Annotated in this window: 21 protein-coding genes; 12 read left to right on the plus strand and 9 right to left on the minus strand. The window is 63.7% G+C overall.

The features are described 5' to 3' along the window. Positions 1 to 71 precede the first annotated feature (71 nt). From ACNPNP_RS04960 to ACNPNP_RS05000, 9 genes are all read left to right on the plus strand, one after another. A complete protein-coding gene (locus ACNPNP_RS04960; RefSeq protein WP_448964955.1) occupies positions 72 to 1,037 on the plus strand; it encodes a dTDP-glucose 4,6-dehydratase in 966 nt (321 codons plus the stop codon). After that, complete coding sequence (locus ACNPNP_RS04965; protein ID WP_448964956.1) at positions 1,034 to 2,146, plus strand: DegT/DnrJ/EryC1/StrS family aminotransferase; 1,113 nt, start codon at positions 1,034 to 1,036, stop codon at positions 2,144 to 2,146. The genes ACNPNP_RS04960 and ACNPNP_RS04965 overlap by 4 nt, the downstream gene beginning before the upstream one ends. 16 nt (positions 2,147 to 2,162) lie before the next feature. Then, positions 2,163 to 3,332, plus strand: a complete 1,170-nt coding sequence (locus ACNPNP_RS04970; protein WP_448964957.1) for a glycosyltransferase — start codon at positions 2,163 to 2,165, stop codon at positions 3,330 to 3,332. A 52-nt stretch (positions 3,333 to 3,384) separates the two neighbouring features. After that, positions 3,385 to 4,626 carry a glycosyltransferase family protein gene (locus tag ACNPNP_RS04975; RefSeq protein ID WP_448964958.1) on the plus strand — a complete coding sequence of 414 codons (1,242 nt, stop codon included), beginning with the start codon at positions 3,385 to 3,387 and terminating at the stop codon, positions 4,624 to 4,626. Beyond that, positions 4,610 to 5,788: a glycosyltransferase family protein gene (locus ACNPNP_RS04980; RefSeq protein WP_448964959.1), complete on the plus strand. Its 1,179-nt coding sequence runs from the start codon at positions 4,610 to 4,612 to the stop codon at positions 5,786 to 5,788. The genes ACNPNP_RS04975 and ACNPNP_RS04980 overlap by 17 nt, the downstream gene beginning before the upstream one ends. Further along, a complete protein-coding gene (locus tag ACNPNP_RS04985) occupies positions 5,785 to 6,969 on the plus strand; it encodes a glycosyltransferase family 4 protein (RefSeq protein WP_448964960.1) in 1,185 nt (394 codons plus the stop codon). Before ACNPNP_RS04980 ends, ACNPNP_RS04985 begins: the two co-directional genes overlap by 4 nt. A gap of 74 nt (positions 6,970 to 7,043) precedes the next feature. After that, positions 7,044 to 8,210 carry a glycosyltransferase gene (locus tag ACNPNP_RS04990; protein ID WP_448964961.1) on the plus strand — a complete coding sequence of 389 codons (1,167 nt, stop codon included), beginning with the start codon at positions 7,044 to 7,046 and terminating at the stop codon, positions 8,208 to 8,210. A 65-nt stretch (positions 8,211 to 8,275) separates the two neighbouring features. Further along, positions 8,276 to 9,337: a glycosyltransferase gene (locus ACNPNP_RS04995; RefSeq protein ID WP_448964962.1), complete on the plus strand. Its 1,062-nt coding sequence runs from the start codon at positions 8,276 to 8,278 to the stop codon at positions 9,335 to 9,337. Between the two features lie 9 nt (positions 9,338 to 9,346). Continuing rightward, entirely contained in the window at positions 9,347 to 10,444 is a 1,098-nt protein-coding gene (locus ACNPNP_RS05000) for a glycosyltransferase (RefSeq protein ID WP_448964963.1), read from the plus strand. An 85-nt stretch (positions 10,445 to 10,529) separates the two neighbouring features. Here ACNPNP_RS05000 and ACNPNP_RS05005 read toward each other — a convergent pair whose 3' ends face one another. Genes ACNPNP_RS05005 through ACNPNP_RS05020 form a run of 4 tightly spaced genes read right to left on the minus strand, consistent with a single transcriptional unit; the run spans position 10,530 to position 15,029 of the window. Continuing rightward, positions 10,530 to 12,326 carry an ABC transporter ATP-binding protein gene (locus ACNPNP_RS05005; protein WP_448964964.1) on the minus strand — a complete coding sequence of 599 codons (1,797 nt, stop codon included), beginning with the start codon at positions 12,324 to 12,326 and terminating at the stop codon, positions 10,530 to 10,532. Further along, positions 12,323 to 13,324, minus strand: coding sequence for a Gfo/Idh/MocA family oxidoreductase (locus ACNPNP_RS05010; RefSeq protein ID WP_448964965.1), 1,002 nt, complete (start codon positions 13,322 to 13,324; stop codon positions 12,323 to 12,325). Before ACNPNP_RS05010 ends, ACNPNP_RS05005 begins: the two co-directional genes overlap by 4 nt. Continuing rightward, positions 13,324 to 14,421, minus strand: a complete 1,098-nt coding sequence (locus ACNPNP_RS05015) for a DegT/DnrJ/EryC1/StrS family aminotransferase (RefSeq protein ID WP_448964966.1) — start codon at positions 14,419 to 14,421, stop codon at positions 13,324 to 13,326. The genes ACNPNP_RS05010 and ACNPNP_RS05015 overlap by 1 nt, the downstream gene beginning before the upstream one ends. Then, positions 14,418 to 15,029: a DapH/DapD/GlmU-related protein gene (locus ACNPNP_RS05020; RefSeq protein ID WP_448964967.1), complete on the minus strand. Its 612-nt coding sequence runs from the start codon at positions 15,027 to 15,029 to the stop codon at positions 14,418 to 14,420. The genes ACNPNP_RS05015 and ACNPNP_RS05020 overlap by 4 nt, the downstream gene beginning before the upstream one ends. A gap of 81 nt (positions 15,030 to 15,110) precedes the next feature. Here ACNPNP_RS05020 and ACNPNP_RS05025 point away from each other — a divergent pair, with 81 nt between their 5' ends. Both ACNPNP_RS05025 and ACNPNP_RS05030 read left to right on the plus strand, forming a co-directional pair. Beyond that, positions 15,111 to 15,797: a glycosyltransferase family 2 protein gene (locus ACNPNP_RS05025; protein WP_448964968.1), complete on the plus strand. Its 687-nt coding sequence runs from the start codon at positions 15,111 to 15,113 to the stop codon at positions 15,795 to 15,797. Between the two features lie 5 nt (positions 15,798 to 15,802). Beyond that, on the plus strand, positions 15,803 to 16,177 hold the full coding sequence (locus tag ACNPNP_RS05030) for a DUF2304 domain-containing protein (protein ID WP_448964969.1): 375 nt from the start codon (positions 15,803 to 15,805) through the stop codon (positions 16,175 to 16,177). Here ACNPNP_RS05030 and ACNPNP_RS05035 read toward each other — a convergent pair. The 5 genes from ACNPNP_RS05035 to ACNPNP_RS05055 form a co-directional block, all read right to left on the minus strand. Beyond that, positions 16,174 to 18,138, minus strand: a complete 1,965-nt coding sequence (locus ACNPNP_RS05035) for a DUF6541 family protein (RefSeq protein WP_448964970.1) — start codon at positions 18,136 to 18,138, stop codon at positions 16,174 to 16,176. The two genes, ACNPNP_RS05030 and ACNPNP_RS05035, sit on opposite strands and share 4 nt — an antisense overlap. Beyond that, positions 18,135 to 18,872, minus strand: a complete 738-nt coding sequence (locus tag ACNPNP_RS05040; protein ID WP_448965244.1) for an ABC transporter ATP-binding protein — start codon at positions 18,870 to 18,872, stop codon at positions 18,135 to 18,137. The genes ACNPNP_RS05035 and ACNPNP_RS05040 overlap by 4 nt, the downstream gene beginning before the upstream one ends. After that, a complete protein-coding gene (locus ACNPNP_RS05045) occupies positions 18,869 to 19,771 on the minus strand; it encodes an ABC transporter permease (protein ID WP_448964971.1) in 903 nt (300 codons plus the stop codon). Before ACNPNP_RS05045 ends, ACNPNP_RS05040 begins: the two co-directional genes overlap by 4 nt. Positions 19,772 to 19,830: 59 nt before the next feature. Further along, positions 19,831 to 22,287, minus strand: coding sequence for an FG-GAP repeat domain-containing protein (locus tag ACNPNP_RS05050; protein ID WP_448964972.1), 2,457 nt, complete (start codon positions 22,285 to 22,287; stop codon positions 19,831 to 19,833). A gap of 122 nt (positions 22,288 to 22,409) precedes the next feature. Then, on the minus strand, positions 22,410 to 23,483 hold the full coding sequence (locus ACNPNP_RS05055; RefSeq protein WP_448964973.1) for a glycosyltransferase: 1,074 nt from the start codon (positions 23,481 to 23,483) through the stop codon (positions 22,410 to 22,412). A gap of 66 nt (positions 23,484 to 23,549) precedes the next feature. On the opposite strand from ACNPNP_RS05055, the gene ACNPNP_RS05060 reads away from it, so the two are divergent. Beyond that, positions 23,550 to 25,310 (plus strand): DUF4012 domain-containing protein, encoded by a 1,761-nt coding sequence (locus ACNPNP_RS05060; protein ID WP_448964974.1) that lies wholly within the window; start codon positions 23,550 to 23,552, stop codon positions 25,308 to 25,310. The last annotated feature ends 256 nt before the right edge of the window (positions 25,311 to 25,566 follow it).

A 25,566-nucleotide genomic window follows, 5' to 3' on the forward strand; every position in this document is an offset into this window, starting at 1 on the left:
CTCTATGATTAGTACGAGTCTGACGCATCATTTGAATCGTCTCCCCACACCTTCAGGAAGTGCCACTGCCGATGTCTGTTCGTTCAAAATCGATTCTCGTCACCGGCGGAGCCGGCTTCATCGGTAGCCACCTGGTCGACCGTCTGATCAAGGACGAACCCCGCCGGATCACCGTCGTGGACAATTTCTTCCTCGGCAGTCAGGAGAACCTCTCCGAGGCTCTGCACACACGCCCTGACATCGACGTCATCCGCCTCGACGCCTCCGATCTCGCGGCGATGCAGGACGTCGTCACGAGCCATGAGATCGACACGGTCTTCGACCTCGCAGTCATCCCCCTGCCGACGTCGCTGACATACCCGGCGTGGACGGTTCAGACGAACGTCGGCATCGCCACCACCTTCTGCGAGATCGCGCGACGCGGCCTGATCGAGCGGCTCGTGCACGTTTCCAGCTCTGAGGCATATGGCTCGGCGCGCTACATTCCGATGAACGAAGAGCATCCGCACGATGCGATCACGCCGTACGCTGCCAGCAAGTCGGCCGCCGATCACATCATCGAGTCGTACGTGCAGACCTTCGGCATCGACGCGACCGTGATCCGTCCGTTCAACAACATCGGCCCTCGCCAGAACCCGGGCTCCTATGCGGGCATCGTGCCGATTATCGTCAAGCGCGTTCTCGCTGGGCAGCCGATCGAGATCTTCGGCGACGGCGAGCAGACACGCGACTTCATCTTCGTGAAGGACAGCGCAGATCTCATCGCGCAGGTGCACGACTCGGCCGACTGCCGCGGCAAGGTCCTCAACGTCGCGACCGGAGCAGAGACGTCGATCAACGAGCTCCTCGCACGCATCCTCAAGATCATGGGCCACGAAGACCACACGGTGATCCATCGCGCAGAGCGCCCGGGTGACGTTCGACGCCACCTCGCCGACGTCTCCAAGCTCGAGGCCGCGCTCGGTCACCAGTCGCCGCGTCTCACCGACGAGGCTCTCGCTGAGACGATCGAGTGGTACACATCGGTGCTGTCGTGAGACTCAACATCCCGTCCACGGGAGCGGCAGAAGTCGACGCTGTCCGCGAGGTCATCGAATCGGGATTTCTCACTCAGGGCCCGAAGACGGCCGCTTTCGAAGGGCTGATCCGCGATTACACCGCTGCGCGTCACGCCGCCGGGGTGAGTTCCGCGACGACAGGCCTGCATCTCGCGCTGGTGGCACTGGGCGTGCAGCCCGGCGACGAGGTGGTGGTACCCGCTTTCAGCTTCCCTGCCACAGCGAACGCTGTCATCCAGCAGGGAGCGATTCCTGTGTTCGTCGACATCGAGGATTCGACGTTCAACATGGATCCTGCTCTTCTCGAGGCGGCGATCTCTGAGAAGACCGCGGCGGTCATGCCCGTGCACGCCTTCGGGCTCTGCGCGAATATGGACGCGATCAACGAGATCGCTGCTCGCCGGGCTGTTCCGGTTCTCGAGGATGCCGCGTGTGCGCTCGGCGGCACTTACGGCGGCCGCCATGCCGGTACTCTCGGCACCGCCGGCGTTTACTCGTTCCACCCGCGGAAGATCATCACGACCGGCGAGGGCGGGATGATCACGACGAATGATGACGCCATCGCCGAGCGCGTCGCGGTTCTCCGCGCGCACGGCGCGAAACGCGGAGAGCTGTTCATGGAGTTCGTCGATGCGGGTTACAACTACCGGCTCAGCGACGTCCACGCAGCGATCGGCCTCGCCCAGATGACCAAGATCGACCAGATCGTCACGGGCCGCCGCGCCGCTGCCGCCGCGCTGAGTGAGCATCTCGCAGGAATCGAGGGCGTGCGCCTACCGATGGAACCGGCCGGCACTTCCCACACGTTCCAGTCGTACGTCGTGCTGCTCGACGATGACATCGACCGTGATGAAGTCATCCGTCGGATGCGCACGCGCGACATCGAGACGACGCTGGGGACGTACGGTATGCACCTGCAGCCCTACTTCCGCGAGCGCTTCGGCATCGAAGACGACGCTTTGCCCCGAACGACTCGTGCGCATCACCAGGCGCTGACGCTTCCCCTGTATCCGCAACTCGCATCGACGGACATGGAGGCGATAGCGAACGCCCTGCGTGCGAGCATCGCGGAAAGCCCCAGTACCTGACACACCGGAGGCCATTATGGGCGATCCCACGACGCTTGTGTTCCGCCGACAGAAGGCGATCCTCCGCATCGGCTATTGGCTGTTCAAGCCGTTCGCCTTGTTCACCCGCCGCTTGGATTGGGTCGTCGGGCCGGAGGACATCGCGTTGATGGCGACGAATATCGCTCGCGCGCTGCCTCGCAGCTACACCGCAGTGCACTCACGCCACACCTATTATCGCGTTGATTACGACGCGGTGATCCAGACGCCGTCGAATGCGCTCGGGGGACGCATCGCCGTGTGGCGGGCACTTTACGGTGGACCCGTTCTGCTGGCCTGGCTACTGAATCGGAGCCGCGGGTTCATATATGTCGGCGGCCTTGGTTACTTGCAGAGCCAGCACGATGAAAGAGCCTTTGAATTCGAGTTCGCCTCAAGGCGGGGTCGTCGGATCGTCTGCTACTTCACGGGCAACGACATCCGTTCACCGCAACTGATGATCCAACGCGCCGTTCAGACAGGCAAGCCCAACCTCGGTTCGATCGTCGCGACCATGGATCCGATCTTCGCGAGCCGGGAGTATGACGAGGCGCGACGAATGCGCGCTGAGGTGGCGGAAAGGTACGCCGACACCATCTTCACTGCTCGAGAGGATCAGCTTTCGTATCTGTCCGGTCCGACGCTTCCCTTCCGATACTTTCACCCGGATGACGAGTTCTCGGGCCCCACCGACCGTTTCGATGATCCAGAGGTCCTCGTCGTCACCCACGCGCCGTCCAACCCTCATCTGAAAGGCACTGAAGTCGTCCGCGAAGTGATGAGCCGGATCTGCGCGGAGTACCCGCAGGTCGACTATCGGGAGCTCTCCGGTGTTCCCCACCAGAAGGTCATGTCCGCACTCGATGAGACCCACATCGCCGTGAACCAGTTCTACGCGTCGATGCCTGGCGTCTTCGGCATCGAGGCACTCGCCCACCGTTGTGTCGTCGTCATGAGCGCACGATCGGTGGACGAGCCGGATCTCGGGTCTGATGCCGACGATGCCTGGGTGTATGCAGACGTCGACACGCTGTACGACGTGATGGTACGGCTCATCGAGGACCCTGTCGCGCTGCGAGCACAATCCGAGCGCGGGTGGAAGTGGGCGAAGGACAACGCCTCTGCCTCTGCGTCGAGAGCTGCCATCGCCTCCGTGCTCGCCCAGTGACGCCGGTAGACTACACGGATATGTGTCTCGAGCGGGAGGATGACGCTTCCGAATGATGGATCGCAACAGACTTCCTCGGTGGGCCAACGCGCTCATCGACTCGATCGCAGATTCCCCGATGAGCCCCATCGGCCGGCTCGCCGCGCGTCAGTACGGCGCTCCAGCCCCCGCTGGCTCGGTGCCGATTACTCGATTCGCAGACCGTCCTTCACGCGTGCTCATCGCACCCGTCAACTACTCGGGTCAGGGCCGGGAATGGGCCCGTGCATTGGAGGCGTCGACCCCCGACATCTCCGCGCAGAATCTCGCCATCGATGTGCCGGGGGGGTTCTCATTCACAGCCGACATCGTGGTGCCCGTCTCGACGTATCACAACGACTCCGACTGGCAGCAGCGCGAGTTCGAGGCAGCGTCCGCGGCGACACATGTGCTGATTGAAGCAGAGGAACCTCCGTTCGGGCGCTTGTTCGGGCGTTCGGTCGCCGCGCAGGTGCAGGCTCTCCTCGACCGTGGCGTCGACGTCGCCTACCTCGCGCACGGAACCGATGCCCGCCTGCCGTCACGCCACATCGAAGCCAACCCGTGGTCGTACTACAGACACGAGTCGATCTATCTTCCTCGCGCCGAGGCGCTGGCCGCACGCAACATCGCGCTCCTGCAAGGCAGCGGGCGCCCCCTGTTCGTCTCGACGCCAGACCTCCTCCTAGACCTCCGCACTGCACGCTGGTGCCCTGTGGTAGTCGATCCGAAACGCTGGGCGACGCGCAGGGCTGAGCGCACGAACGATAGCCTGCTCCGGGTCGCACATGCCCCGTCGGTCTCGGCGGTGAAGGGGACAGAGCTCATCCTGCCCGCGCTGGAGCGTCTGGCCGATGAGAAGGTGATCGCGCTTGACCTCGTGACAGGTGTGCCGAGCGCTGACATGCCTGAACGCTTCGCATGCGCTGATGTCGTGATCGACCAGATGCGGGTCGGCTCGTACGGCGTCGCCGCCGTCGAGGCAATGGCCTCGGGATGTGTCGTCGTCGGACACGTTTCTGCCGAGGTACGAGCACTCGTCACCGCGCAGACCGGCGCGGAACTGCCGATCGTCGAAGCGACAGTCGATACCATCGAGCGGGTCTTGCGGGGCCTCGCCGACGACCAGTCGTTCGAGTCCCGACGTGCGCGCGGCCTCGACTTCGTGCATGAGCTGCACGATGGCAGGTATTCCGCGAAGGTCCTACGAGAGCACTGGATCGACCGCAGACGCGCACCCGACCGAAGGGCCCATTCCGATGCATCCACTCGCTGAGCGCGCGTGGCATCTCGTCCCCAAGAGCATTCAGGATGCTGTGGCTTCCGGTGTCGACCGGATCCAGGGCAACGAGATCCCCCCACCGCCCGCGCCCGACATGTCCAGGCCGCACCGGCTCCTCATCGGCCCCGTCAATTATGCGGGTCAGGGCTATCGCTGGGCGCGTGCAGCTGAAGCCAGCGGGACCGTCTCGGCTCGCAATTACGTGCACACCGGCAATAACCCGTTCGGATACGACGCCGATCATCTGGTGAGCTGGCGTACCTCGGAGCACTCTCGCGTATGGCAGAACTCGATGCTCGATATCATCCGCACCCGCTACACGCATGTGTTGATCGAGGCCTGCTTCCCGATTCTCGGCGGCATGTTCCGCGGGGACGTCCGACGACAGGTTTCGCTGCTGAAGCAGGCCGGAGTCAAGGTCGGCGTGGTCGGTCATGGCAACGAAGTGCGCCTGCCGTCGACGCACCTGCACAGTACGCCGTATTCTCATTTCGGAGCTGGAGCTGCGGATTGGGCGCCCGTCGATCAGATCCAGAAGAATGTCGAGGACAACCTCGCACTGATCGCCGATCTGGACGTGCCAGTGTTCGTCTCGACGGCCGGGCTTCTCGTTGATCTGCCGCAGGCAGATCTGCTCGGTGTGGTGATCGAGCCAGATCGTTGGACCAATGATGAACCGACGCTCATGCGCGAGCGCCTGCGCGTCGTGCACGCCCCGACGCAGACGCATGTGAAGGGCACTCATCTCATCGAACCCATCGTCCGCCGACTGCACGAGGAGGGAGTGATCGAGTACGTGGAGCTCGACGGAATCGCTCACGACGACATGCCGAAGGTCTTCGGCGAAGCGGATGTCATCCTCGACCAGTTCCGTGTCGGCGACTATGGAGTCGGCGCGTGCGAGGCGATGGCCTCCGGGCGCATCGTCCTGACTCATGTCACTGATCAGGTACGCACCGAAGTCGAACACCACGCCGGTATGCCGCTGCCTATTCCTGCTGTGACGATCGACACACTCGAAGCAGCACTCCGCGATATCTCGACTCGGCGCGAACACTACAGAGCAGTCGCGGCGTCCGGACCTGAGTACGTGCGCAGACTGCATGATGGAACCTTCTCGCGGAACGTGCTGTTGCACGAGTTCTTGGGGACATGAGAATGCGCGTCACGATCGTCTCCCGCATCTACCGTCCGGAACCTGCTGCCGCCTCCATCTACCTGGGAGCGGTCGCTGATGAGTTGCTCGCACAGGGCGACGAGGTGGATGTGATCACTGCCGCTCCGCCGAAAGGGCTGCCGGAAGACTCCCGCGGCGAGCAGGTGCGCACCTTCCCCGTGCTGCGCGACCGCAATGGCTACGTGCGCGGGTACATCCCGTATCTGACCTTCGACATCCCACTGATCTTCCGCCTCCTGTTCGCACGACGCCCAGATGTCGTGCTGATGGAACCGCCGCCGACCACCGGCGTCGTCGTGCGTTTCGTGTGCACGCTTCGTCGCATCCCGTACGTGTATGACGCCGCTGACATCTGGTCGGACGCCGCACAGCTCGAGCCGGCTCCCCCCTTCGTCATCACCGTGCTGCGTGCCATGGAGCGCTTCTCGCTACGGGGTGCAGCACGGATCGTGACCATCTCCGAAGGCGTCGTCAGCCGTCTGAGAACGCTGGGAGTCAGGACTCCCATCACTGTGACAGGTTTCGGCGCGGACACGAGGGAGTTTCCTCCGACGATCTCGCCACCTCAACCGCTCTTCGTGTACGCCGGGAGCTACTCTCCGCCGCACGGTGCGGAGATCCTCATCGACGCGTTCGCAAGATTCCTGCCCGACCATCCTGACTACGTCCTGCGGTTCATCGGCAACGGAAGCGAGCGCCCAACCGTTGCGGCCAGAGCCTCGGCGCTGGGCGTCGTCGACAAGGTCGAATACCTCGATCCGATGCCTCCCATCGATCTCCTGCCGCACCTCTCCGGCGCCACGGCGACTCTGGCGACCATCAAGCCGAGCACCGTCTACGAATACTCCTACGCGTCGAAGGTCTTCTCTTCGCTCGCCGTCGGCTGCCCTGTACTCTTCGCCGGCCCCGGTCCCACGAACGCGCTCATCGAGAATGCGAACCACCACGTCCGCGCAGGGATCGCGTGCGACTACGACGTCGACGCGATCGCCGCCGCGATGACCGATCTGGCCGAGGCCCGTTCGACGCGCGACCAGCGCGTAGAATTGGCTGCGTGGACTGCTGAAGAGCATTCGATGTCGAGCGTGGCACGACGTGTCGTCGGTGTCCTCCGCATGATCGCGAGCCCTCGGAGACGCGAGGAGACGGAGCCGAGATGAGTCCCTTGGTTTCTTCGATTACGACGTGGATGATGCACCATCGCTCGTCGTTGCCGCACTGGCTGAATCGCGCGATGGAGTCTGTCGCTCGAAACCCCGACGCCCCACTCGGACGACTTGCCTCACGGCTGCTCGGTGGCAACGTGTCAGTCGAACCCACGCAAGTTCCCGACAGTCCGATCCGCCTCTACATCGCACCGACCAACTACTCGGGGCAGGCATACGCATGGGCGCGCGCGGTGGAAGCCGCAGACGAACGCATCGCAGCTCGTAACCTCGCGGTGGAGTTGCCCGGAGGATTCCGCTTTCCCGCCGACACCGTCGTGCCGATCGCCACGGTGAACGCGTCGACGAGCTGGGCGGATGCGGAATGGAATGCCGCGAAGCAGTTCACCCACGTGCTCGTCGAAGCAGAGCGGTCGATGTTCGGTCGGAGGTTCGGCAGGGAGGTCGCTGCGGAGATCACCGCGATGCACGCAGCCGGAGTCTCCGTCGCCTACCTCTGCCATGGCACGGACATCCGTGATCCCGACGCGCACGCCCGACGCACCAGCTGGTCGCCCTACCCGGAGGATCCCCGAACCGAGACGTTGCGTGCTGACGCGGCGAAGAACCTGGCATTGCTGCGCTCGTTGCCATTGCCGACCTTCGTCTCCACACCCGATCTACTCGACGATGTCCCCTGGGCCAAGTGGTGTCCCGTAGTGGTCGACCCGACCCGCTTCGCCGTTGAGCACCAGCCATTTGGCGATGGCACGCCGATCGTCATGCACGCGTCCAGCTCAGCGGTGCAGAAGGGCAGCCATCTCATCGAGGATTCGCTGGCGCCTCTCATAGTGTCGGAGCAGATCGACTATCGCCTCGTGACGGGTGTGGCCGCGACCGACATGCCAGGCATCTACGCGGCGGCAGATATCGTACTCGATCAATTCCGCCTGGGTTCATACGGTGTCGCCGCGTGTGAAGCCATGGCTGCAGGCCGCGTGGTCATCGGACACGTCCTCCCCAGTGTTCGGGATCGCATCCACAAGATCACAGGCATGGAGCTGCCGATCTTGGAAGCCACGCCTGACACTCTGCTCGATGTCATCACCGAGGTGGTTCAGAAGCCGGCATCGGCAACGGCGATCGCGGCGACAGGGCCTGCGTATGTCCGTGCCGTGCACTCTGGAGCGGCGAGCGCACGCACACTGATCGCCGACTGGATCAGTCCCTCAGAGGACCAGTCCTCTGAGGTGTAGAAGGTGAGATGCGATGAACCCGCGCGGCACGTTCGGGCCGGTAGAACAGGCGTAGGATCGTTCCGGTGAGTGAGTACGAAGTCGACGTCGTCATCGCGGTGCATTCGGCCGCGCGTCCGATCGAACGCGCGGTGTCGTCCGTTCTGGAAGGCACCAAGGCGCATGTGCGTGTCACGGTGGTGGCGCACAACATCGATCCCGAAATCATCCGAGGCAACCTCGGCACGCTGGCCGATGATCAGAATGTTCGACTGCTTGCCCTCGCAGATGGGATCCGCTCCCCTGCCGGCCCCATGAACGTGGGCCTCGAAGCAGCCACCAGTCCCTATGTCTCCCTGCTCGGTTCAGACGATGAGTTCGCTCCAGGTGCCATAGATTCCTGGCTTGCGTTCGCCACCGAGACCGGAGCCACATCTGTCATGGCACGCATCGACAGACAGACTGCCGGCCCGGACCCCATGCCACCGACACGGCGCGGCCGCACGCGCGAGCTCGATGCAGTGAAGGATCGCCTCGCATACCGAAGCGCCCCCCTGGGATTGATATCTCGTGAGCGCTTCGGCGATCTGAGGTTCACACCAGGGCTGGGCTCCGGAGAGGACCTCGAGTTCACATCTGCACTGTGGTTCACGGGATCGCACATCGCTTATGATCGGCGCACGCCCGGTTATCTCGTGCATGAGGACGGCGGAGACCGCGTGACCTTCGCTGTTCGCACTGTCGCCGAAGACTTCGCCTTCTTCGACGCGATAACATCCTCTGATTGGTTTCCCAGCCTCAGGCGAGCTCAGCGGGAGGCACTCGGTGTGAAGACGTTGCGGGTGCACTTCTTCGACGCTGTGCTGATTCGTTTGAACAGCGCTGAGGGTCTCGCTGCCCATCGTGAGGCACTCGACCACGTGATCAGAACGATTGAGGGAGTCGCCCCTCGCGCAGTTGCCCTCCTATCGAGGATCGATCGCGCCATCATCGAGGCTCTACGTGCTCCAGAAGTCGACGCCGAGCGTATTCTCGAACTCATCTCAGCGCGGTGGGGTCGGAGTTTTTCCGCCCTGCTCCCCCGCAACCCTCTACTCGCCTTCCACAGGCAGGCCCCTTATCGGACCCTGCGCGCAACGGTCGTGTGAGCGACGCGCATGGTCGAGAGCGCACACCCTCCCATCGTCCCCATCGTCGATCTGACGATCGCCGTCCACTCGGCGACACGGCCGATCGCCCGAGCCGTGGCGTCCGTCGTCGATCACACCCAGACCGACGTGCGCGTGAACGTCGTAGCTCACAACATCGACCCGGGCATCATCCGCGCCAACCTGGGCCGTTATGCCGACGATTCACGAGTACGGCTTCTCACGCTGCGTGACGGGATCGGTTCTCCTGCCGGTCCGATGAATCACGGTTTCGCGCGATCGGATGCTCCGTTTCTTTCAGTGATGGGGTCGGATGATGAGTTGGCGCCAGGCGCGATCGACTCGTGGCTCCGTCTGCAGCGGGCCACGAATGCCGAAGTGGTGCTAGCACGGATCGCCACGCCCGGAGGACGGATCGACCCATATCCACCGGTACGCAACGGCAGGCGGACGCGTGAGCTCGATGGGCGAAAGGATCGCTTGGCCTACAGAAGCGCGCCGGTCGGGCTGATCGATCGGGCACGCTTCGGCCAACTGCGTTTCACGGAAGGTCTGCCCTCCGGCGAAGATCTGGCGTACTCTGCGACGCTCTGGTTCACGGGAAGTCGCCTCGCATACGACCTGCACGGCCCCGGATATGTGCTCAACGACGACGCCGCTGACCGGGTCACGACGACGCCACGACCCGTAGCGGAGAACTTCGCCTTCCTCAATGCGATCGAAGCACTCGACTGGTTCAAAACCTGCTCACCTGCCGTGCGCGAGGCGTTGATCGTCAAGCTCATCAGACTTCATTTCTTCGATGTGCTCCGCGCGCACGCGCGTGCCGAGACAGGCATCGTGCCGAGCCAGGCGGATCTTCGTGGAGTGCTCGAGCGATTGGAAGCGATGTCGCCTCGGGCGGTCCGGCTGCTCTCCCGTGCCGATCGCCACGTGCTCGACATCCTGCGCAGGGGTGTTGATGCGACCGAGTTCTCCGCCGCGCTCGATGCGCGATGGCACTATCGGACACTGAGGGCGCTCGTTCCACGCAATCCGCTGCTCGCCCTGCATCGACAAGCCCCATTGCGAACGCTTGGCGCCGGTTTGCGCGCCTCAGCCTCTTGACCGTGCTCGACTCAGGAGACCTCTGGTCAGTTCGTCACCGCGTCCTCTGAAACGGATCACGGGCGGCCGCTGTGCAGCCGGTCGACTACTTGTCGAGGTCGTGGGCGAGTCCCGCGAGGAACACCTGCTCTGCGAACGCGGGGAGACCTTGCGCTACTTCGCGGAACGTACCCGACGCCGCGATGACGCCGTCGTCCAGATAACAGACTCGGTCGTAGTCCTTGATCGTCGACAGCCGATGCGCCACGGAGATGAGAGTGACCTCACCTTGGAGTGCACGGATCGACTTCGTGACCTCGTCTTCGGTCTTGGTGTCGAGCGAACTCGTCGCCTCATCCAGTACCAGCACCAACGGATCGGTGTAGAGAGCGCGCGCGATGCCCAGTCGCTGTTGCTGTCCGCCGGACAGCGAGACACCGCGCTCGCCGATACGTTCGTTGATGCCGTTCGCACGTGTCTCGATCAGGCTGCCCAATTGCGCACGCTCGAGGGCATTCAGTACTCGTTCTTCATCGACTTCGTCGGACCACGTGAGAGCGACATTCTGCGCGATCGTGCCGTCGAAGAGCGCCACCTTCTGCGGCACGTAGCCGACTCGGCCGCGCCACTGCTTGAGCACCGAGGTGAGCGGAGCTCCGTCGATCGTGATCTCGCCGCTCGATGCCTGGCTGAGGCCGAGGATCAGATCGATCAGTGTTGACTTGCCTGCGCCGGATGGTCCGACGATGCCCAGCGAACTCCCGAGCGGAATCGAGAGCGACATCCCGCGGATGACGTCCACGTCCGTCTTCGGGTACCGGAAACGCACATCGGTGAGACGCAGCTCGTGCGGCCTCTCCGCCAGGACCGCGGTGTCGGCCGGCGACTGCGACGTCTCCATGTCTCGCTCTGCCGCGGTGAGATCACCGATCACATCAGTGGCAGAAGGGATGCTCGCGACGCCTTGTACGATGCCGCCCTGTATCCCGTTGATCGCAGGGATGAGCCGGAAGCCGGTGGCAGCGAACAATGCGACGGAGGACAATGCCGCGGTCATTCCGCCTTGCCAGAATGAGAAGCCGCCGATCAGAATGACGCCACCGATGAGCGCCGCCTCGAACACGAATCCGGGGACGATGCCGAGGAAGGAGCCGTTCGCACGGGCCCGGACAGACCTGCTTCGGTTCGTGGTCACCAGCTCTGCGACGTCAGATAGACGATTACGGAGGCTGAGCTCCTTGAGCGCTTCCATCATCTCGGTCATGAGGATCGCAACGCGATAACTGAAGTTGCGGTTCACCGTAGCGGCTTCAAGCGAGCGCTTGGTTACCACTTGGTGCACGATGAGTGCCACGATCGTCAAGTACACGAACGCGATCACTGACGTCATCGGGTCGGCCACGAAGAGCACGACCAGTATCAGCACGAATGTGAAGATCGAGCTCGGTACGCGCATCAGCGGAAGCAGGAAGCCTGCCATGGTGTTCGCGATTCCCGCGTCAGCGATACGCGTGATCTCCGCGACGGATCTCTTCGAGCGCTCTTCCCAACTGGAGTTGATGTACGCCCGGAACATACGGTCGCCGATCTCCAACTCATACTTGGCGAAGCGGCGAGTGGCGAACCAGTGCAGTGTCACCGACAGCACCGATTTCAGAATGATCAGTATGCACGCCGTCAATGCGAAGATCGGCAGAGTCTCCGCCGCAACCTCACCGATGATCGGCAGGGTGATCGTTCCACCCGTGATCGCCGGTCCGATCACGACTGCGAGCAGCGCCATCGCGATGACGTCCAATGCGGTGATCGCGGTCGTGGCGATCATGTACCCGACGAAATACCGCTGCGCGCCCTTGGGCATCAACGGCAGAAGGTCGCTGAGGACCGGCCATATCCGCTTCATCGCTGTGGCGCCTGGAAAGCCATCGACTGACCGGTGTCAGCAGACGACAGCGCGCCCTCCACGACTGTCAGCGTGCGCAATCCCTGCTCCATCGTGACGACATCGCTGGGCAGCCCGAGGACGGCGTCTCGGAATGCCTCGTGCTCGACTCGCAGGGGCTCGCGCTTAGCGAACGAATAGCGAGTGATATCTCCCTCGGAGACGCCCCGGAACGAGGAGATCGACTCCCATTCCAATGGAATGGTGCCGTTCGCGAAGAAGGTGAGGTCGCCCGTTGCCGTGTCTGCGATGAAAGTGCCTCGGTCGCCGGTGACGACGGTGACGCGTTCCTTCATCGGCGAAAGCCAGTTCACAAGATGGTTCACGATCACGCCGTTCGCAAGGCGTCCGGTCACGGTGATCATATCTTCGTACTGACGCCCGCTCTTGTGCGCGATCTGCGCGAAAACGCTGGTGTATTCGCTCTGGGCGACCCAACTCGTCAGATCGATGTCGTGGGAAGCGAGATCCTTCGCGACCCCGACGTCGGCGATGCGGGCGGGGAAAGTGCTCTGTCGCCGGGTGGCGATCTGGTAGACCTCGCCGAGTTCGCCTGCCTCCAGACGTCGTCGCATCTCCTGCAATGCCGGATTGAAACGTTCGACGTGCCCGACTGCTCCGACCAGGCCGTTCGACGCGAACGCGTCCACCATGCGCTTGCCTGCCTCCAGGCTGTGCGCGATGGGCTTCTCGACCAAAGTGTGCACACCAGCTTCGGCGAGCTTCAACGCAGCATCCTCGTGGAACGCTGTCGGCACGGCGACCACGGCCATGTCGATGCCCGCCTCGATCAGCGACTCGATGTTCGGAAGAATCGGAAGCTTGCCCGCCACATTGTGCGGGTCGCCGCCGGGATCAGCGATCGCGACCAGCTCCACATCCTCCACCTCGCGGATGATGCGGGCGTGGTGTCGCCCCATCATGCCCACGCCGAGCAGCCCCACACGCAGATCAGCCATCAGGCGCCGGATCCTGCGACGGTGTTGACGGCGGTGGCGATGCGTTCGAGGTCGTCCTGCGACAGTGACGGGTGCACCGGCAGCGACGCGACCTCGCGTGCGGCACGCTCAGTCTCTGGAAGATCCAGGCCCGGCGCGTACGGGGCGAGGGACGGGAGGCGGTGGTTCGGGATCGGGTAATACACACCCGCACCCACATTGTGCTCCTCCTTCAACGCGCGCACGAACCCGTCCCGATCCTCCGGAACACGCACCGTGTACTGGTGATACACGTGCACCGCACCCTCGACGACCGGAGGCGTGACCACACCGTGCAGGTTCGCGTCCAGGAACGCCGCATTCGCCTGACGCGTCTTCGTCCACGCGTCGACCTTCGTCAACTGCACACGCCCGATCGCCGCATGGATGTCCGTCATACGGGCGTTGAACCCGACGAGCTCGTTCTCGTACTGCTTCTCCATGCCCTGGTTGCGCAGCAACCGCAACCGGCGCGCGATCTCCTCGCTCGCTGCGGTCACCATCCCGCCCTCACCACTGGTCATGTTCTTCGTGGGATACAGGCTGAACATCGCGAACTCACCGAACGAGCCCACCGGACGCCCATCCAACGCCGCCCCGTGTGCCTGCGCCGCGTCCTCATACAACGCCACACCCCGCGCCGCCGCGAGGACCTCGAGCTCCCGCATCCGTGCCGGGTGCCCATACAGATGCACCGGAAGGATGCCCTTCGTCTTCGGCGTGATCGCCGCGGCGACCGCCTCAGGATCCAGGGAGAACGTGTCCGGCTCGATGTCAACGAACACCGGGGTCGCCCCCGTCAAGGCGACAGAGTTCCCCGTCGCCGCGAACGTGAACGACGGCACAATGACCTCATCCCCCGGGCCGACACCGGCAGCCAGCAAACCCAGATGAAGACCCGCCGTGCCCGAATTCACCGCGACGGATGGGCGACCAGGCACGAAATGCGCTGAGAACTCCTGCTCGAACGCCGCGACCTCCGGCCCCTGAGCGACCATACCGCTACGCAGCACACGATCGACCGCCTCGCGCTCCTCATCACCGATGATCGGCTTCGCCGGGGGAATGAACTCGCTCACACAGACTCCTTCATCAAAACGCCATCACTCTCGACAAAACGCGCGCCCGTCGATGGGCATACCCACGTCTTGTCCTCATCACCGGGTGTCAACGGCACACCGGACTCTCCGACCCACCCGATGCGCCGGGCGGGAACGCCGGCGACCAGCGCATACGCCGGGACGTCCTTCACGACGACGGCGCCAGCAGCCACCGTCGCCCAGGCGCCGATCGTCACTGGGGCGACACACGCCGCCCGCGCGCCGATAGCCGCGCCGCGCTCTATTGTGACGCCGACCGGCTCCCAATCGTGCGCACTCTTCAGCGTGCCGTCCTCGTTGATCGCCCGCGGATAGGTGTCGTTGGTCAACACGACCGCTGGTCCGATGAACACACCGTCCGCGAGTTTCGCCGGCTCGTACACGAGCGCGTAATTCTGCACCTTGCAGTTGTCTCCCATGACGACACCGGTGCCGACGTAGGCGCCCCGCCCCACGATGCAGTTCTCGCCCAGACGGGCTTGCTCGCGCACCTGTGCCAGGTGCCAGATCGAACTTCCTGCCCCGATCGTGGCCTCAGGTGAGACATCGGCCGATTCGACGATACGCACACCATCCGGTGAGGCCATACGGAGATCTCCTCGCAGAGTCAGAAAAGGGGCTACGCCATCCTATCCGCTCCTGTGTCTGTTTCCTGAGAGGATGGAGCGGTGACCAACCCCGCAACCTCCGACTTCCGCACGTGGATAGTCGTTCCGCTGTACAACGAGGCGACGGTGATCGCAGGCGTGATCGCGGGGCTTCTGCCTCATTTCCCGAACGTGGTGTGCATCGACGACGGATCGACCGACGGCTCGGCCGACGTCGCCCGGCAGGCCGGTGCCCACGTCGTCGAGCATCCGATCAATCTCGGCCAGGGTGCTGCATTGCAGACAGGCATCGATTACGCCCTGTCCCGGCTCGAGTGCGAGTACATCGTGACGTTCGACGCCGATGGGCAGCATCGAGTGGAAGACGCCGAAGGCATGGTGGCGGTAGCCCGTGAGAGCGGTGCAGCCATCGTGTTCGGTTCGCGGTTCCTTGATGACCGCACTCGACCAGGATGGATGAAGCACGTCATCCTCAAGACCGCGGTGTGGGTGACCAACCTCACCACCAGTGTCAAGCTCACCGACGCCCACAACGGATTACGCGTCATCCGGCGCGACGCTGCGGCGCACATCCAGTTGAAGCAGGATCGGATGGCGCACGCCACTGAGATCGTGCTCCAACTCGGGGACACCGGGCTCCCTTGGACCGAATATCCGGTCGAGTTGCTCTACACCGACTACTCGAGATCGAAAGGCCAATCGGTGCTGAACGCCGTCAATATCCTCGTCGACCTGGTCATCCGGTGAACGCCATGTGGATCCAGATCGTGCTCATCGCCGCCGTCGTCATCATCGGTGCGGTCTTCATGCGTCGCACAGGTGCCGACAGCCACCTGGCCATCCGACGTCTGCTTTACGGAGCGTTCGTACTGGTGGCCATCCTCTCGATCCTCTTCCCGCAGTGGCTGACCTGGGCAGCGAATCTCGTCGGAGTGGGGCGAGGGACAGACCTGCTTCTCTACGGGCTCGTGCTGATGTTCCTGGTCTTCGTGTACACGCAGTCGCGACGCAATGCGGCTCAGCAACGTCGGCTCACGCTTCTCGCACGTAAGCTCGCGCTGCTGCAGGCCTCGACCGATGACGACGTGCACCCGGCGGAGGACGTCCGACCCCGCGACGAGGATTAGTCGCAGGCAGTGATCTGCCAGAGGCTCGCGTCGCCTTCGGTCTCGATCTCCGTGAAACCGGGCCTGTCCTCGAAATCGGTCATTCCCGGCATCAAGTATTGACCGGGACCGGTGTCTCCTGGGCCGAAGTCGAGCACATATGTCGGCTGGCCATAGGCCGCCAACGCCTCGCACACCGCTGTGTCCTCGCCGGCATCACGAAGATCCGCTGCGATGATGTTCCATGCGGTTGACTGCGGGGGTGACCACGTGCGCGGAACGATGTCCCGCTCACCCAGCACGAAAGCGAAGGCTGCTCCGGTCGACGGATTCGCAATGAGCAGAGCGTCGGCAGGCACCAACTCGGGCAGTCGCCTCAAGAGCTCGTACTCGTCTGTCGAGAGGTAACTGCGATCGTTCAGCGTGTAGCGCGATTGCTCGTCCGTCTCGGCGGCGACCCGGAGCAGGATGACGGGGTTCACTGCCACGCTCACAGACCCGACGATGGCGATGACTGCCATCGATGCAAGAGTCAGCGGCAGTCGACGCCGTGTCTCGACCTCTGCCGAGGCGCTGAGCCTCGCGACTGTGCGGATGATGGCCGCCAGTCCGACGGCTGCAAGCGGTACGACGATGATCGGCACGATCGCCGCAAGACGAAAAGAATCGCCGTACCACGGTCCGGTCAGCAGTCGCTTGATCACTCGAAGGTCGGTGCTGACGCTGATGATGTACAGCAGCGACACTCCCGCCCAGGCGAAGGCGAGCCAACGCACACGCGTCGCACGAATGGCCGACACCAGACCCACGAGTAGAAGCACACTCATGCCGATGGCCGGTGGTAGCAGGGAGTGACTGTTGAGCAGAACGTCAGCTGCCGCGGCCAACGGGCTGCGGTACGCCCTCCAGAGCACAGCTCCTGCCAAGTAAACCAGCACCACCCAGACGAGAGCGACCGCCAGCCATCCGATGATCATGGTCGCCACGATCCAGGCACGCCCACGAGGCGTCGCTCGACGGAGGGCGGCGAACAGCATTCCAGTGACCCATAGCATCACAAGCACTGCCCAGACGAGGACGGATGACGGCTGAGACAGCGTGATCGCCACCACGACGAACATCGCGGCCGCTCCTGTGCCTACGCTCGCTCGGACACGCTCTGCGCTGCGATTCCCAGCCCACGACCGGACCGTGATGATCGTGAGGGCGACTGCAGTCGGGACCAGCGCGACCGAGAGCGCGTACGGGTATAGCACGCCCCACTCGAACATGAGCTGAGGGAACGCCATCAGCCCGGCCGAGAGCGCAGCGGCCAACGCGGTGACGATCACATCGCCCCGGCTGATCACACGCACCAGGAATGCGATGCCGAGCGGCCAGATGACCGCGGCGATCACGAGTGCCACAACATTGGCCGCAACCGGAATCAGTTCTGTGTCCAGCGCCACGAGGGAGGCGACCGCGTGCCAGGCCGCGGGGTAGAACGTGGTGCCGCCGATCACTCCCGTGAGCTCCAACGATGATGCAGAACCGGTGTCGGCAACCCATCGCAGCGCATTGAGGTGGAAGACGGCGTCGTTCGTCTGCGAGATCGCCGTCGGGAGTCCGACGTACGCGAGCAGGCGCGCCGCATTGAGTCCCGCACCGACGATGAGGCCAGCGAGCAGAAGTACTGTGGGGGCCGGTCGCTGACGCTGCCGCAGCGTCCTCCAACGACTGCGACCGATGAGCAACGACGCACACCACACGATGGCGGCGACGATGAGAACGGCGATCCCGACACTGAGATGCCCCCACTGCACGCCAATGTAGGGGAATACGATCGCGAGAGTCGAGAGCACCCCCACTGACACCCCGGGAGCTGCGGCCCAGAGAGCCAAGCCCCGCAGACGCAGTCCGGTCCCGATCATAAGTCCAGGTCCGAAGAAGACGAGCAGTGCCAGTGCGATCAGCCCGGACTGTGCGATCCAATGCGTGATCATTCGTCGACCAAGGCGATGGCGCCTTCGATATCACCGTCGTAGATGACCTCGCCCTTGTTGATCACCACGCCTCGGGTGCACAGCTCTCGCACCATCTCCATGTCATGGCTGACCACTACGAGGGTCTTCTGATTCTCGATGAGTTCAGCGAACTTCAAGCGGCACTTCTCCCGGAACGGAGCATCCCCGACCGAGAGGATCTCATCTACCAGCAACACGTCCAGTTCGACGTGGATCGCGACGGAGAACGCCAACCTCATGAACATGCCGGAGGAATAGTGCTTGACCTCCTGATCGATGAACTTCTCGATCTCGCTGAAAGCGACGATCTCGTCGTAGCGCTCCTCGATCTCCTTGCGCTGCATGCCGAGGATCGCGGCATTCAGGAAAACGTTCTCACGACCGGAAAGCTCAGGATGAAAACCCGCGCCGACTTCGATCAGGCCCGCCACACGTCCTCGCGTCAGCACCTGACCGCCATCGGGTTCCATGACGCCGGAGACGAGTTTGAGCAACGTCGACTTCCCGGAACCGTTCAAACCGAGGATGGCGACAGATTCTCCCTCGTTGATCACCAAGTCGATCCCTTTCAGCGCCTCGAAGGTGCTGCTCGTCTTCTGACGTCGGATCCAGGACACCATCGTGTCTTTGAAAGAGAACGCGTGATTGAGCGTGAACGTCTTGTGCACGCCGTCGACGATGATGCTGGGGCGCGAAGCGGTTGCGGTTGTCATAGGTCTTGCGCGAACCTTCCCTCGAGACGTCGGAAGACCAGTTGCCCGATCAGCAACGTCGCGACGGCGATCAGGAACGTCCACAGGGTGTTCCATGCGAGACCGGGAGGCAACGTGAGTGTCGTCTCCGTCACCGGCCGCCAGAAGGCGTAGTGGAAGAGTTCAACGCCCTGTGTGATCGGATTGAGCATGTACACATCGACGATCCACTGCGGCCAGCCGAGTTCGTCGACCGCGTCCTGCACCATCGTCCATGCATAGAGGACCGGCGATGCCCACGTGGCGAGCAGCAGCAGCAGTTCCACGATGTTCTCGGAGTCACGGTAGCGGACGTTGAGCGCGCCGAAGAAGAGGCCGGTGCCCAACGCGAACAACGACACGATGATGATTCCCGCGAAGACCGCGAGGACTGACACCAGTGAGATGTTCACGATCCATCCCATGAACAGGCAGACGATCAGGAGAAGTCCGAGCTGGGGGAGGAAATGGATGAACGCCACGAACACGGCCGAGACAGCGAAGAGCTGGCGAGGAAGGAACACCTTGCGCACGAGCGGGGCATTACCGACTATCGACGTCGTCGCGTTCTTGAAGGCCTCAGAGAAAAGGTTGATCACGACGATGCCCGAGAAGAGGTACACCGCGTAGTTCGGAACGCCGCGTTCGAGATTCATGAACAGACCGAGCACGACCCAGAACACGAGAAACTGCGCGCCGGGGCGGACATACGACCATGTCCAGCCGAGTACCGAGTTGCGATACCGAGTACTGACGCCGGTCTTGACCAGCAGGTACAGCAGGTAGCGCCAGCGCACGACATCGATCAGACCGCGGCTCTTACCGGGAACTTCGAACTCGGAACGCGGGACGACGGCGAAAAGATCTCGAGTATCTGTCACTGACCCACTCATTCAACTGCGATGACGGACGTCATGCACATCCCATCATCCTATGCGACTCAACCGAGTTGCTTCATGATCGACCACCCGTTTCCGATACGAGAGCCAGCGCTCGCCCAGCCGCCCTTCCCGTTGCCGCGATACAGATACATGTCTCCGCTGGACGCTACAGCGAGGACGTCGTTCCGACCGTCGCCGTTGAAATCACCTGAACTGAACACGGATACCATCCCACCCCATCCTTGCCCGATCGAACGAACGTCACCCCAGTTGCCATCGCCCGTCGTCGGATAGAGCATGAGGGCACCTGAAGCCGTCCGCCCGATCAGATCGGGGTTTCCGTCACCATCGAAATCACCGACGCTGAAGAGATCCCTGAAGCCCCACCAGTTCTGGCCGATGACGGTACCGGAATCAGGCGCCCAGCTGCCGCTGCCGTTGGCTCGGTAGAACAGCAGATGGCCCTTGGCGTCGATCGCGAGCACATCAGGGATTCGGTTCCCGTCGAAGTCGATGTTTCCGACCACACGGGAAAATCCGCCCCAACCGGAGCCGATTCGGACTCGCTCCCCCAGCCCACCGGCTACAAGGCCCGGGTGGAGATAGAAGGTGCCCGCACGATCGATCTGACCGATATCAGTCATTCCGTCGCCGTTGAAGTCGCCGAGCGGAATGACTCGATCCGTCGCGGCCCACGTGCCACCAGGGCGCGTGACCTTGCCCCAGTTTCCGTCTCCAGTTGTGCCATAGATGCGCAATTCACCACCGCCTGTCAACGCGATGACATCGCCGCCTGCGACACCGTCAAGGTTTCCTGCACCTCCAGGCAGGGCTCGAGGCTGGGTCACCGCAGGACCCGCACCCGCGTTCGTGACGAGCGTATTCCATCCGGTGCCGATGGAACGCCCATCGCTGACAGCGCCGCCGCGCGAACCGCGGTAGAGCCGAAGCGTGCCGTTGCGCTCCTCAGCCAGGAGGTCCGCGTGTCCGTCGCCCGTGAAGTCCCCTGTGTTGAACACGTCCGCGAACGAGCTCCAGCCGTTTCCGATCTGCTTGGACCCCGCCCAACTGCCCCGACCGTTTCCGGAGTAGACGTACAGTCGGCCTTGGCTGTCGCGAGCCACGAGGTCGGCTCGTCCGTCTCCATCGAAGTCACCGTTGCCGGTGATCAGGTTCATCATGCCCCAGCCTGTGCCTACGGTTCGAGGAGCGAGAAAGCCGCCGCGATCGTTCCCCGACCACAACTGCAGACGTCCCGACGCATCCGTCGTGAAGACATCAGGGATACCGTCACCATCGAAATCGCCGGCGGACGTCGCGAGCACCACGCCTGACCAGTCACCGGCGAGGGCCACCGGAGCCGAGAGCGTCCCGCTTCCATTTCCCTTCAGCACGCTGGCCGCACCTGATTTCGTGATCGCGACGAAATCACGATGTCCGTTGCCGTCGAGATCACCGACGCCGAAGAAGCTCTTGACGTTTGCGACGCCTGAGCCGATCTTGACTCGGGCGCCCCACGCGCCGTTGAGATACGGATAGCCCCACACAGCACCTGCGGCATCGGACGTGACGACGTAGTTCGAGGTATCGATCGACGAGAGCGTTGGAGCGACCGTTGCTGGTGCCTCTGGAGTCTGCGTCGGCCCGAACCAGTCGGTGAAGTAGTTATAGAAGTTGCGGTTGCCGTAGCTCGAGCAGTTGTCTCCTTCACCGAATCCGGCGCGAAGCGCCGCTGCGTTCGGCTGGTACGGCGTGTAGTAGTAGAGCGCCGCGGTCGCCTTGTTGGCGATGTACACGTTTCCACGACCGCATGACGAGTTCGGGTGATACAGGATGCCCCAGGTCTTGCCCGGCGCGTACCACTGGAACCACTCTCCCTCCATGTAGATCTGCATCTGGCGCGCTGCGCCGTAGATCTGGTGGAAGAATCCCACGAAGTTCGGATCGCACGGTGCGGTGTCCGGGCAGCCCTGGCCGAGTGCCATGTCGTAGCGCCACGAACTGGGCCACGTGTGCGTGATGAGCGCCTGCTCCTTCTGCAGCATGACGATCAGCACCTGAGGGTTGATGTTGCACGACTGGGCGACTCGGTAGATGATCCGCGCAGCCGTCTCGTTCGCAGCACCGGTGTATCCGCTGCAGTACGCGTCGGCCGGACGGTTCACTGAGCTGATCTTGAAGTCCTTCAGGCACACATATCCGGATTGGCACCGCGAGACCTTGCCGTTGAAGAAGGTCTGGATCTGCGCCTCGGTCATCGTGGACTTGTCGGTGAAGACCGCATCGCTGATGATGTTGCCGGCGCTGAAACCGGCGAGGGACGTCTTGACGATGCCCGTCTGCGCAGGGTCACCGCCCGTGCGCGCGAGAGTCACCGACGGGCTCTGAGCGGCGGATGCCGCCGCCACGGTGACCGGCGCGACTGTGCCGACCACAACTGCGGCGACAGCGATCAGCACCGTGAGGAACCGGGTGATTCTGAGCGCGCTTCGTGGGTGTGGGGCACGTCGAGACATGTGACCAGTGTGGCGGAAGTTGCGCAATGATGCCACTGGGGCAATTGAAACTGAAGAGAAACGCCGCGTGTCGCGCAGATGCACAGCCTTCCAGCAGCCGCTAACTCTGTCCGGCGGAGTGCTCAGAGATCTGCGTGCAGCGACCAGACACGCTCGGCGGAACTCGCCCATGAGAACGCACGCGCCCTGTCCCCCGCCAGTACACCGAGGCGTTTCGCGCCGGTACTCACGGCGTCCATCAGTGCGTCGGAGAGCTCCGCCGCTTCGACCAGCGCTCCGCCTTCGGCGATGACATCGCGATGCACACCGCTGTCGACGGCGAGCAGTGGCACGCTCAACGACATCGCTTCCATCGCGCGCCACGGCCACACCGACAGGTCGCTGGTCGCGACGAACGCAGTCGCTCCGGCGAGCAAGGCGGCGCGACGCTCCGCGTCGAGCCTCCCTCGGATGTGCGCCCTGCGCTCGGGCAGGCCGACCGCGGAGGCGATCTCGGCAAGCTGCGGCTCCGCGCCTTCCGCGGCATCGAGCACGACAGCATCGACGGCGGCAGCTGCAGCGGCACGGAACCCATGCTCGAGACTCTTCTCCGAGCCGGTGAGCACGACATAGCGCCCCGGTGGCGTCAGCGCGGCGCTGCTCTCTGTGGCGTCCACTGGGGATGCGAACCCATCCGGCGCTGCACCGGCGATCACGCGCACCCGATCCCCGAGCTTCGCGAAAGACTTGATCCGTTCTGCCATCGCGTGCGCCGGAACGACCACGACGTCCGCATGCCTGGCGGCACGGCGCAGCATCCCTCGTTGCCAGGCGACGGCGCCCTTAGGCAGCAGCTCGGGCGCTTCCCACGCACGCAGATCCCATACCGTCGCAGCGACCTGGTCATCGTTGTGCAGGCGATCGTGCTTCACGAGCGGTGCCATCAGCGTCGGCGCGTGGATGAGACCGCCCCCCACACCGGGAACGATGCCCAACTGCCACGACGCGACCAGCTCACGCCTCGCCAGAGGAAGCACCCGCGTTCCCGCCAACCCGGCAAGATGTGCGCTGCCCCCAGCCGGGACGATGGCCTCGACGGCGCAACCTGACGGCGCGGTCGCGATCAGGCCCACCGTCAAGTCGAGCGCTGCCGCCGCCTGATCCGCATCTACCACCTGTGCGATCTGGTCGAGAACGACACGCAACTGGGCACCCATAGCCAAAGCGTAGCCTCGGCTTCAAGAAAATCCGTGAGTGACGCCGGTCCATGCTTGAATGCAGGAGTGAGCGACGGTCGGCTTCCAATTCAGCGTCGGTGGATCCGGTGGGTCATCGGTGCGATCATCGCGTCGCTCGTGCTAGCGATCGGTTGGGTGGCCATCCGGGGCATCAGCGCAGTGACTGAGCTGCAGAGTGCGGCGAGTGCGGCCTCCCAGATGCGCTCCTCGATCGCGGACGGAGACCTTCCACGTGCGACGTTGGTCGCGCCGCGTGTCGTGCAGCACGCCACGTCGGCTCGCGATCTCACCGCTGACCCCATCTGGCGCGGATTCGAGTTCGTCCCGTGGGTGGGTGCGAACTTCACCGCCGTGCGCGAGATCACCGAGGTCACCGAGGACGTCGCCTCGAACACCGTGTCGCCCTTGCTCGACATCGCCGGAGACATCGATCTCGCGAGTTTGGGATTCACTGGTTCGTCGATCGACCTGGCTCCGCTCGGGGCTGTCGAGAAGCCGCTCGCTGCGATCGATGCGACGCTCGGCGCTGCGGAGGCGAGAGCGATTCAGATCGATGCCGACGCCGCACTGGCCCCAGTCGCGGATGCCGTTCGCGAGATGCGTGATGTCGTGACGGACGCTGCCACGGTGGTCGGCGCTCTCCATGGCGCCGCTGTGCTGCTCCCGACCATGCTCGGCGCCGACGAGCCTCGCACGTATGTCCTCGCGATGCAGAACAGCGCCGAGTTGCGATCCGACGGGGGCGTCGTGGGGTCGTTGGCGCTCGTCCGCGCAAACCAGGGCTCGATCAGCATCGTCACGCAGGCCATGAGCAGCGACTTCCCTGTGCTGGCGGAGCCGTTGCCGCTGAGCGACGCGACGATCGCGCTTTTCGGCGACGCCCCTGGTCTCCAATTCCGGAACATCACGAGCATCCCCGACTTCGTCGAAACCGGGGCGCTGATGGCTCTGCGCTGGGAGCAGAGATTCGGGCAACGCGTCGACGGCGTCATCGCCGTCGACACCGTCGTCGCCGAGCACCTGATCGCCGCGACCGACGGCCTGGCCTTCGGCCCGTTCACGGCGACGCCCGACACGATCGTGCCCATCCTGCTGTCCGAGATCTACGCGACGTATACGGATCCCCTGCAGCAGGATGCCGTTTTCGCCGGAACCGCGAACGCCCTCTTCGCCGCTGCGCTCAACAGCGGCGAACCTCAGCAACTGATCGAGGCCATCGCGACGTCGTCAGGCCAAGGTCGCATCCGGATCTGGAGCGCACACCCCCAAGAGGAGGAGTTGCTCGCGGCGTCGTCGCTCGGCGGCGCGATCGCCGTGGACGATCCGCGAGGGCCGCGCGTGGGCGTGCTCTTCAACGACGCGACCGGCGGAAAGATGAACTTCTACACGGACGCAGCGATCAGTACAGCCGTAGGCACGTGCCAAGGTGAGCCGACCACGCAGGTGCGGGTGACTTGGACCAATAAGGCACCCGCAGACGCCGCTCAGACGCTACCCGCTCATGTGACGGGGAACGGGGCCTCCGGGGTCGAAGCCGGCGACGTGCGCACCTTGATCGCGATCTACGGCCCAGAAAGGGCCACGGTGCGCTCTGTCGATCGTGATGGTGAGCAGGAAGGTGCCCGAACCGCCCTTCTCGGCACCCGCAGCGTCGTGCAGCACGACGTCCTCCTCTCACCCGGCGAGTCCACGACCATCACGGTGTCCTTCGTCGGAACCGGGGCTGGCGACCGACTGACACGAGTGCAGCACACGCCCATGATCGGCACACCCGAGATGAGACGCACGGAACTCACCTGCGGCTAGTGACAAATCGTTCAACCGGGGCTAGGGTCATCTCCACTGGGGAATATCGGACTTTGCTTTCCTGCCGTGGGGGTGGGAAGAGTTCACGCAGTCGGACGCAGCGGTGTGTTCGGATGTGATTCCGCGTGTATCTCTGGGGAGAATCATGCTGAGGAAGCTGGCTGTGATCACGGTGTCGACTGTGCATGACACCGCGCTGAGCCGCGACCAGGGTGTGCTGGCGAGGTGCGTCGCGGGCGATCGTAGATCGGGTCGC

The sequence above is a fragment of the Microbacterium xerophyticum genome, from assembly GCF_053543555.1.